Here is an 8,719-nt window from a genome sequence, read left to right on the forward strand (position 1 = left end):
TGAACAGATGGTCAATGAGGCGCTCGACCTTCATGCGAGATGGCCTGAGATGAGCTTGGAGGAAAAGCGCCGGGTTGCCGAACTAATGGTCAGAACCATTGTTGTCGGAGACGGCGAGATCGAATTCAATCTCGTCCAGCTTCCCTCTTATCAAGAAATCACAAATTGGCAAAATAAGTATCCGCGTAGTGAGATCGAGTCAGGCATCACGCCGGGACACGATTACCCGGTGTTCGACACCCGCTTTGGCAAAGTGGGCATGATGGTCTGCTACGATGGCTTCTTCCCCGAAGTCGCCCGCGCGCTGACCATCCGCGGGGCGGAGATCATCGCCTGGCCGGTCTGGGGCTGCAATCCCATGCTGGCTGCTGCCCGTGCCTGCGAAAACCACGTTTACATCGTCAGCAGCACCTACACCGACTCCAGCAAGCACACGTGGATGATCTCAGGGATCTTTGATCACTATGGCGATGTGCTGGCAAAGGCGGATGTGTTTGGCACGATGGCCATGGCGGAAGTGGATCTGAATGCGCCTACGCATTGGAACAGTCTGGGGGATTTCAAGGCGCAGATTCAGAGCCATCGGCCGCCTGCTTTGCAGGAGTGAAATCTCAATGGCTCACGCTTTGGAGCGCAGATGCTACCCGGGGCCACTGCACGAGCAAAAAAAACGGCGACAGCTCAGTGAGCCGTCGCCGCTTGGCAAAAGTGATCTTGGCTGCTACTTCGCGGCCAGGGCTTCCTTGATCGCAGCCGTGACTTCAGGGGAATCCGGCTGCACTTTGGGTTCGAAGCGCTTGAGGATGGTGCCGTCTTTGCCGACGAGGAACTTGCCGAAATTCCATTTCACATCGCCTGGAAACGGGGAGGTCGGGCCGCTGAGCACCTGATAGAGCGGGTCCTTGTCAGCACCCTTCACGACGACTTTGTCGAACATGGGGAAGGTCACCTTGTACTTGGTGGAGCAGAACTCTTTGATCTGCTCGTTGCTGCCGGGCTCCTGGCCGCCAAAGTCGTTGCAAGGAAAGCCGAGCACGGCCAGACCGTCTTTTTTAAATTCCTGGTTCAGCGCTTCGAGCTGCTTGTACTGCGGTGTGTTGCCGCATTTCGAGGCGACGTTCACAATCAAGAGCACCTTGCCCTGATAGGCCTTCAACGAGGTGTCTTTGCCGTCGATGTCCTTGAGCGGCACATCGTAAACGGATTTCGGGGCGTCCGCCGCGCTGAGCGCAACGGCGAGAAGGAGGGTGGAGGCGAGGGTGAGCAATTTCATGGACGAGACCAACGCTGTGATGTGCGGAAGTGTTGCGGGGATGTGGTTTTTCCGCAGAAAGGTCAAGGCATGGTCAAGACTTGTGGGGTTCTCACATGGAGGGGCGATGCGTGGACGCTTTCGAGCGTGCCTCACTGCGCGACCGCAGTCCCTATCGCCAAGCTGGGGGGCTGGCGCGGCGTTTTACCTGCCCAGAACCAGCGTGGCCAGCGGAGGGAGATCGACGACGATGCTCCAGGGCTGGTCCTGCCAGGGAACCTGCTGGGCCTGGAAGCCTGCGCCGGCGCTGACGCCGGAACCAGCGTAGCTGGGGGCGTCGCTGTTGAGGAGTTCGCGGTAGCTGCCGGCTTCAGGGACGCCGACGCGGTAGCCGTGGCGGGTCACGGGGGTGGCATTGACGAGGACGGTCACTTTGTCGCCCTCGGGCGCGGAGCGGGTGAAGGCGAAGATGCTGTTGTCGGCATCGTTGGCGTCGAGCCAGTGGAAGCCGCCTGCCTCGTGATCCTTGGCGTAAAGCGCGGGACGGCTGGTGTAGAGGTGGTTGATGTCTTTGATGAGCTTTTGCAGTCCGCTGTGCTCTTCCCCGAGGAGGAGATGCCAGTCGAGGCTGCCGTCGTGCCGCCATTCATTCCACTGGCCGAATTCGCAGCCCATGAAGAGCAGCTTCTTGCCGGGGTGCATCCACATCCAACTGAGGAACATGCGCAGGTTGGCAAATTTCTGCCAGCGGTCTCCGGGCATCTTGTTGATGAGGGAGCCTTTGCCGTGGACGACTTCATCGTGGCTGAGCACGAGAATGAAGTTTTCGTCAAAGGCGTAGATCATGGAGAAGGTAGCCTCGCCATGATGGTACTTCCGGTTCACGGGATCCTCGGCCATGTAGTGCAGGCTGTCGTTCATCCAGCCCATGTTCCACTTGAAACCGAAACCGAGGCCACCGGTGCTGACGGGCTTGGAGACGCCGGGCCAGGCAGTGCTTTCTTCCGCGATGATGGTGGCACCGGGGTGCTTTGCATAGCAAACGGAGTTCAGCTCGCGCATAAACGTGATGGCTTCCAGGTTCTCACGACCGCCAAGGTGGTTCGGAATCCACTCACCGTGATTGCGTGAATAATCGAGGTAAAGCATTGATGCAACTGCATCTACACGGAGACCGTCAATATGGAACTGCTCCAGCCAGTAGAGGGCATTGGAGATGAGGAAATTTTTCACCTCATGGCGACCATAATTGAAGATGAGGGTGCCCCAGTCCTGGTGCTCGCCGAGGCGTGGGTCGGCATGCTCATACAAGGCGGTGCCGTCGAACTTGGCGAGGCCGTGGGAGTCTTTCGGGAAGTGGCCCGGCACCCAGTCGAGGATGACTCCGATGCCGGCCTGATGGCAGCGGTCCACGAATTCGCGGAACTCGTCGGGATTTCCAAAGCGGCTGGTCGGCGCGAAGTAGCCGGTGACCTGGTAGCCCCAAGAGCCATCAAAGGGATGCTCGGCGATGCCCATGATCTCGATGTGCGTGAAGCCGAGGTTTTTGACATAGGGGATCAGCTCGTCCGCAAGTTCCTTGTAGGACATCCAGCGGTTGCCGTCCGCTTCTTTGCGCTTCCATGAGCCGAGGTGGACCTCGTAGGCGGTCATGGGGGAGTGGTAGAGATCGCACTTGGCGCGGGTCTGCATCCATTCATTGTCGGACCAACTGTAGCGCCCCATGTCGAAGACGAGGCTGGAGGTCTGCGTGCCATGCTGGGCAAAGACGGCGTAGGGATCGCTCTTCAGGCACATGTGCCCGTGGATGTCCACCACCTCAAACTTGTAGTGCGTCAGTTCGGTGATGCCGGGGATGAAGATCTCCCAGATGCCGGCCTCGATGCGCTTGCGCATCACATTCATGCGGCCATCCCAGTGGTTCCAGTCGCCCACGACGGAGACGCGCTGGGCATTCGGGGCCCACACGGCAAACTGGCAGCCCGCCACGCCCTGCACTGTTGTCAGCCGTGCGCCCATCACCTCCCAGAGGCGCTGATGGGTGCCTTCGCGGAAGTAGTACATGTCCTGCTCTCCGAGTTGCAGGCCAAAGGAGTAGGGGTCGCTCTGGAGAGTGGTTTCGCCTGCAAAAGGGGTCACTTCGAGCCGGTAGAGGCCTTTCGGGGTGAGGGCTTCAAAATAGCCGTCGGCGTGCAGCTTTTCGGCCACGATGCGCTCATTACCCACGATGACGGCCACTTCTTTCGCGTAGGGCTGCACAGTGCGGACCACCTGCTGCCCTGCCCCGGCGTCATGTGCTCCGAGAAAGGCGAAGACGTTTTGATGTCGTGCCGCCAAAACGGCTTCAATTTCAGCGAGTTTGGAATGGGGATTCATAGCTCACTCATGGAGCCATTCGACCAGAAATCAATGGCTCTAACATCTCATCAATGATTCGTGACCAGGCCAGCCGCACCATCATCTGCCGCTGCGACTGCCGCGTCTGGACGGCGGTGTTTGCCTTGATCTTGCGTGCGAGGCTCCTGGGCGAGACCGTGAGCTTGAAAAAGGTGGCTCCCACCGCCACCTCGCGATGCGCAGGAATGCTGGAGCAAAACACGGGCACACCGTGCAGGGCTCCCTCGATCAAAGGCAGGCCGTAGCCTTCCACTGTGCTGGGCAGAAACAGCAGATCTGCCATTTGGTAGAGGCTGCGCACGTCGTTGTCAGTCAAAGCGGCCTTTTCACCCAGAAAGAGCACGCGCTTAGTCACACCGAGTTCTTTGGCCAGTTGCTTCAATTCACGGAAGTACTTCATGCCATCGGACTGATGCGGATCTGGGGCTGCTGTGACGATGTAGAGCGCCTGAGGCAGCTCCGCGAGCACGCGCAGACCGAGCTCGATGTTCTTCCGCCGCACAAAGCGCGTGGGCTGCAGTAGTACGAGGCCCGCGTGTTCGAGTTTCAGCTCCCGCACGCGCTCGGTGAGTCCCAGAACAGCGCCCGCGTCACACCCGTTCGGGATGACGTGAACCGGCTGCTGCACGAGCTGGGCGTACTCCAGCCGCCGGAACTCTGAAACCGCCACATGCACGGCCTGCGGCACCTGCTCAGACCAGCGCACGTCATGCACCCAGTTGATCCAGCGGATGTCCGGCCGCGCACGGGTGAGCTCAATGAGCTTCTTCGTCCAGACGAGGTCAAAGGGCATGGTGAAGACATTGTGGACGATGACCGCGTCCCACTGCGCCATGTGCCATTCTGCACGGGTGAGGATTTCCACCTCATGCCCCTGAAGGCGCAGCGCGGCGGCCTGCTCGCCGATCACACGTTCCACGCCCCCAATGATGGGAGGCTTTGAGTAATGAAGAATGGCAATGAGCATAACGTTTAGAGAAGCAAGGCCTGCATGTATTGGCAAATGCTGGTGTATTTATACAGTCTGCAGGCCAAGGAGCGCGGCATTTATTCATCGCCACTCCGCAACTTGCCAAGCCCCGCGCATTGTTTGTGTTGCTCACAAGCACAGCCCCACCTTTCGCAGGCTCCCGCCCTGCTGCCCCGACGTCAAGACGACGAAGGTTAAAGGAGGGGATCAATTCTGCGCGCCGAATACTCCTGCTCCACGCACAGCATTTCTCAAACCGGTATTAGTAAAATGCGTACTCATGTTCCTTGACATAATTCGGTCTTTTAACCTATTATTCAACCCGATGAAAACGCTCACCCTCTCTGCTTGGATTGCCCTCTTTCACGTTCTGGTCGTCTTCATCCCGGCACAGGCCAAGGACGAAGTGGTGCGCTTGTCCTACCCTTCCAAAGTCGAGTCCTCGAAGGGCAAGGAGCGCGAGAAGCTTTTCTCACCTTGGATGACGAGTGAATCCATGCGGAGCTTTGTCGATGACAAGCGGACCAAGGGCGAGCAGATCGTCTTCTTTGAGTACAACAACTCCAACGGGCAATCGCGCGCCATTTTTGTGAGCAAGCTCAAGCTGAGCGGCCCGATGTCCCGCTGGTCCTTCACCAACGAACAAGTCATGGAGGAAAAGCTCAACAACGAGATGAAGGCCGGCCTGCAGCCTGCCTTCATCGCCCGTAATCTCAGCGGCGCCTATAGCATGCTGTTCGTCTCGCCTGGGGACTTGGATGCCGTGCGCACGGAGCTCAAGGCACTGGGCGTCGGCGAGCCGAGGTTGAAGAAGTGAGCGCGCCGGGCTGAATGGCTCATACCCTTTTATACCATGAAAACGACCCCACCCATTGCCTGGCTTGCCAGCTTTCTCATTCTGGCCGCTTTGACCCCGGCGCAGGCCAAAGACGAACTGAGGGTGGCCTACCCTTCCAAAGTCGAGTCTTCCAAGGGCAGGGAGCGTGAGAAACTTTTCTCCAAATGGATGACCTCTCAGGACGCGGTGGTTCTTAACGAGCAAATGTATAAGAAGGGCCAGCAACTGGTTTACTTCGAGTACAACAGCTCAACCAACCAATGGCGCACCCTCCATTCCAGCAAGATCCAATTTAAAGGAAGGTACACCTGGCGGGCTTTCATTGATGAAAAGGAAATGGAAGCCGAACTGAACAACGAAATAAAACTCGGCCGCCAGCCTGCTTTCATCGTTCGTGACAATGGTGCCTATGCCATGCTCTTCGTCTCGCCGGAGGACCTGGATGCCGTGCGCGCAGAACTCAAGGCGCTGGGCGTCGGCGAGCCGAAGTTGAAGAAGTAACGGCGACGAATCGCCATCGCTGCTAGACCACAATGTTCACCAGTTTGCCGGGGACGACGATGATCTTCTTCGGGGTCTTGCCTTCCATGAATTCCTGCACACGGGCGCTGGCGAGGGCGATCTTTTCGATCTCCTCTTTCGTGGCCTGAAGCGGCACGCGGGTTTTGTCGCGCAGCTTGCCATTGACCTGGAAGACGATCTCCACCTCATCCTCGATGAGGGCGGCGGGATCGTACTTCGGCCAGGTGGCGTCGCTGAGGAGGCCTTCCACGGCAAGCGCCGGGAACTGGGTGGCGATGTGTGCGTTCAGATCATCCGCGATGTGTGGGGCGAAGGGACTGAGCACCTTGAGGAAGGTGACGATGGCGGAGACGGGCATCACCTCCTCGGCCGTGAAGGTCTTGGTGCAGATCATCATCTGACTGATGGCGGTATTGAAGCTGAGTTTCTCAATGTCCTCACCGCATTTCTTGATGGTCTCGTGCAGAGCTTTGGTGACCTGCTTGTTGGCAGGCACGTCTTGCAGCGCAGGAGACGGGCTCCACACGCCTTCCTCACTGACTTCCATGACAAGACGCCACACGCGGGCGAGGAAGCGATACACGCCCTCGACGCCCTTCATGCTCCAGGGCTTCACCTGCTCCAGCGGGCCCATGAACATCTCATACAGGCGCAGTGAGTCCGCGCCGTACTCTTTCACGACGTCATCGGGGTTCACCACGTTGCCACGTGACTTCGACATCTTCTGGCCGTCTTCGCCCATGATCAGACCTTGATTCACCAGACGCTGGAAGGGCTCTGGCGTGCTGACGTAGCCGAGGTCAAACAGCACCTTGTGCCAGAAACGTGCATACAGCAGGTGCAGCACGGCGTGCTCCGTGCCGCCGACGTAGAGATCCACGCCACCCGGTTTGCCGCCGCCCATCCAGTACTTCTCGGCTTCCTCGCTGACAAAGCGCTCGCTGTTCTGCGCATCGCAGTAGCGCAGGTAGTACCAGCACGATCCCGCCCACTGCGGCATGGTGTTGAGTTCACGCTTAGCGGTGTCGGAATAGCGCACCCAATCCGTCGCCTTCGACAGCGGTGGCTCCGGCGTGCCGGTGGGCCTGAAGTCTTCCAGCGTCGGTGGCAGCAGCGGCAGTTCACTTTCAGGAATGCTGCGGTGATTGCCATCTTCCCACACGATCGGGAAGGGCTCGCCCCAGTAGCGCTGACGGCTGAAGAGCCAGTCGCGCAGTTTGAAATTGGTGGTGCCTTTGCCGAGGCCTTTTTCTTCGAGCCAAGCGGCGATTTTTGCTTTCGCTTCAGGTGTCGTGAGGCCGTCAAGGAAGCCGCTGTTGATGGCGGTGCCGTTGTCGGTGAAGCCCTGCCACTCTTTGCCTTCGGGCGGCTGCACCACCTGCTTGACCGGCAGTTCAAATTTCTGCGAAAACTCAAAGTCACGCGCATCATGCCCTGGCACGGCCATGATGGCTCCGGTGCCGTAGCCCATGAGGACGTAGTCGGCGATCCAGATCGGGATCTGCTCGCCGTTGACGGGATTGATGGCGAACGCGCCGGTGAAGACGCCGGACTTTTCCTTGGCGAGTTCGGTGCGCTCCAGATCGGACTTGGAACCCACAACTTTGCGATAAGCCTCAACCGCTGCCGCATGCTCAGGCGTGGTGATTTGATCCACCAGCGCATGCTCGGGCGCGAAGACCATGTACGTGGCTCCGAACAGCGTGTCGGGACGCGTGGTGAAGACGGTCACGTCGGACTCGTGGCCGACGATCTGAAACATCACGTGCGCGCCTTCACTGCGGCCGATCCAGTTGCGCTGCAGCAGCTTGATGCTCTCCGGCCAGTCGAGACCGTCGAGTTCATCGATGAGGCGCTGGGCAAAGGAGGTAATGCGCAGCATCCACTGGCGCATGGGGCGGCGCTCCACGGGAAATCCGCCGACTTCGCTTTTGCCATCCACGACTTCTTCATTGGCCAGCACGGTGCCGAGTTCCTGACACCAGTTCACGGGTGCGGACGAGACGAAAGCGAGACGCCGTGAATCGATCTCTTCGCGGGAAAGCCCCTTCCCTTCGAGTTCGGTAATCGGGCGTGCCTTGCCCTCTTCATTCACGTACGAATTGTACAGCTTCAGGAAGATCCACTGCGTCCATTTGAAGTAGCCGGGATCGGTGGTGTTGACCTCACGGTCCCAGTCATAGGCGAAGCCGAGGCGCTTCAACTGACCACGGAAGCCTTCGATGTTTTTCTCAGTCGTCGCACGCGGATGCTGGCCGGTCTTGATGGCGTACTGCTCGGCAGGCAGACCGAAGGCATCCCAGCCCATGGGGTGCAGCACGTTGAAGCCGGACATCTTCTTGAAGCGGCCGATGATGTCCGTGGCGGTGTAGCCTTCCGGATGCCCGACGTGCAGGCCCGCACCGCTGGGATAGGGGAACATGTCGAGCACGAAGTACTTCGGCTTCGAGGCATCAAAATCGGCATCGCCGGGGTTCGGAGTGCGGAAGGCCTTCTTAGCCTCCCACACATCCTGCCACTTCGGTTCAAACTCAGAGAATGGGAAGGCTTTGCGCTGCTCGCTGCTCATAGGGGGCGCGAAAGAAGGCGAGGAGCGCTGCGTGGTCAAGAGGTCAAGAGGTCAATGGAGCGCGGGGCCTCCGAGCCCGCAGCAGGCGGCAAGCACTGGAGATGATGTCATCCACGCTGCGGGTCAAAAGCAGCAGGATGCGCTGGAGCCTGCGGAGTCATGGAAAAGCGC

At 59.0% G+C, this 8,719-nt stretch carries 7 protein-coding genes; 3 read left to right on the top strand and 4 right to left on the bottom strand.

Features of this window, described 5'->3' with window-relative positions:
• On the top strand, positions 1 to 607 hold a 607-nt coding region (locus PSV43_RS00890; RefSeq protein WP_300192730.1), incomplete at its 5' end, for a carbon-nitrogen hydrolase family protein.
• A 114-nt stretch (positions 608 to 721) separates the two neighbouring features.
• On the opposite strand, the gene PSV43_RS00895 is transcribed toward PSV43_RS00890, so the two are convergent.
• The 3 genes from PSV43_RS00895 to PSV43_RS00905 all read right to left on the bottom strand — a co-directional run bounded on the left by PSV43_RS00895 (position 722) and on the right by PSV43_RS00905 (position 4,616).
• A complete protein-coding gene (locus PSV43_RS00895) occupies positions 722 to 1,273 on the bottom strand; it encodes a glutathione peroxidase (protein WP_300192732.1) in 552 nt (183 codons plus the stop codon).
• A 183-nt stretch (positions 1,274 to 1,456) separates the two neighbouring features.
• Entirely contained in the window at positions 1,457 to 3,628 is a 2,172-nt protein-coding gene (glgB, locus tag PSV43_RS00900; protein WP_300192734.1) for a 1,4-alpha-glucan branching protein GlgB, read from the bottom strand.
• Between the two features lie 7 nt (positions 3,629 to 3,635).
• On the bottom strand, positions 3,636 to 4,616 hold the full coding sequence (locus PSV43_RS00905) for a glycosyltransferase family 4 protein (RefSeq protein WP_300192736.1): 981 nt from the start codon (positions 4,614 to 4,616) through the stop codon (positions 3,636 to 3,638).
• Positions 4,617 to 4,944: 328 nt separating this feature from the next.
• Here PSV43_RS00905 and PSV43_RS00910 point away from each other — a divergent pair, with 328 nt between their 5' ends.
• Positions 4,945 to 5,436, top strand: a complete 492-nt coding sequence (locus tag PSV43_RS00910; RefSeq protein WP_300192738.1) for a hypothetical protein — start codon at positions 4,945 to 4,947, stop codon at positions 5,434 to 5,436.
• 36 nt (positions 5,437 to 5,472) lie between these two features.
• Entirely contained in the window at positions 5,473 to 5,958 is a 486-nt protein-coding gene (locus tag PSV43_RS00915; RefSeq protein WP_300192740.1) for a hypothetical protein, read from the top strand.
• Positions 5,959 to 5,980: 22 nt separating this feature from the next.
• On the opposite strand, the gene leuS is transcribed toward PSV43_RS00915, so the two are convergent.
• Positions 5,981 to 8,548, bottom strand: coding sequence for a leucine--tRNA ligase (leuS, locus tag PSV43_RS00920; RefSeq protein ID WP_300192742.1), 2,568 nt, complete (start codon positions 8,546 to 8,548; stop codon positions 5,981 to 5,983).
• Positions 8,549 to 8,719 lie beyond the last annotated feature (171 nt).

It is taken from the genome of Prosthecobacter sp. (assembly GCF_029946185.1).
Lineage (GTDB): Bacteria > Verrucomicrobiota > Verrucomicrobiia > Verrucomicrobiales > Verrucomicrobiaceae > Prosthecobacter.